At 70.0% G+C, this 1,304-nt stretch carries 1 protein-coding gene; it reads right to left on the minus strand.

The window, feature by feature from the left end; translation table 11 throughout:
• Positions 1-65: 65 nt before the first annotated feature.
• The coding region (locus ACXJKL_RS21205; RefSeq protein ID WP_457208968.1) for a DUF4032 domain-containing protein at positions 66-1,304 on the minus strand (1,239 nt) is incomplete at its 5' end.

Genomic DNA, 1,304 nt, shown 5'->3' on the forward strand with positions numbered 1-1,304 from the left:
GATGTCGTCAGGCCCGAGGGGGCGGGGCGCGGAGCTGGTCATGCGAGGAGGGTAGGGCCGCCCGGTCAGGCCTCGCCGGCCACGTCGGTGTCCGCGGCGATGAGCTCGTCGGGCTTCTTGGTCAGCACGTTGTCGATGTAGTCGCGGGCGGTGTCGAAGATGCCGACCTCGTGGCCGGCGCGCTCGGAGAGGTACCAGCGGTGCACGAGGATCTCGTGGTAGATCTCGGCCGGCTCGAGCTTGCCGCGCGCCTCGCGGGGGACCATCTCCATGATCGGCTCGTAGATCTGGGTCATCCAGCGCCCGGCGACGAGGTGCCGGTCCTCGCGCCCGAGGTCGTAGTGCGCGGTGAAGGACGCGAGGTCGTTGAGCAGCCGCCGCGCCTGGTTGTCCTCCACGTTCATGCCGGTGAGGGACTGCAGCTCGCGGCGGTGGTGGCCGAGCTCGACGACCTTGGGCTGGATCCGCACCCGGTCGCCGTCGAAGTCGGTGACGATGTCGAGCTCGTCGACGTCGAAGCCCATGTCGTTGAGCCGCTCGATACGGCTCTCGATGCGCCACATCTCGTCGGCGGTGAACTCCTCCTCGCTGGTCAGCTCGCCCCAGAGGTTGTCGTACTGCTCGCGGAGCCGGGCGATGATCGCGAAGCCGTCGATCTCCTCGCCGACCGTGCCGCTGGCCTGGAGGTCCATCAGCTCGGCGAAGATGTTCTCGGTGCCGATCGTGAGGTCGTGCTCGCGCATCCGGGCGCTCACGTCGTGGTGCAGCTCGCCGGTCTCGGCGTCCACGAGGTACGCCGCGAAGTCGCCCGCGGCGCGTCGGAACAGCACGTTGGAGAGCGACACGTCGCCCCAGTAGAAGCCGGACAGGTGCAGCCGGACCAGCAGCACCACGATCGCGTCGATGAGGCTGGGCAGGTTGTCGGCGGTCATGCCGTGCGAGAAGAGGCTGCGGTAGGGGAGCGAGAAGCGCAGGTGCTCGGTCATCAGGGCCGCGGGCAGCTCCTCGCCGTCGTGGTCCACCCGGCCCGCGACGACGCCCTGCGGCATCACCGCGGGCAGGCCCTCGCGCTGCAGGTCGCGCAGCAGGCGGTACTCGCGGAACGCGATGGCCTCCTGGGTCTCCTTGACGGCGTAGGTGCGCGCCCCGAGCCGGACGATGCGCACGACGTGACGGCTCAGGCCGCGCGGCAGGGGGACGACGTACTCGTCGGTCCACTCCTCGAGGGGCGTCGCCCACGGCAGCTTCACGATCGCCGGGTCGGGACGACTCGCCACGATGCGCAGGGCCATGGAGGGCAACCT

The sequence above is a fragment of the Nocardioides sp. P5_C9_2 genome (assembly GCF_054049555.1).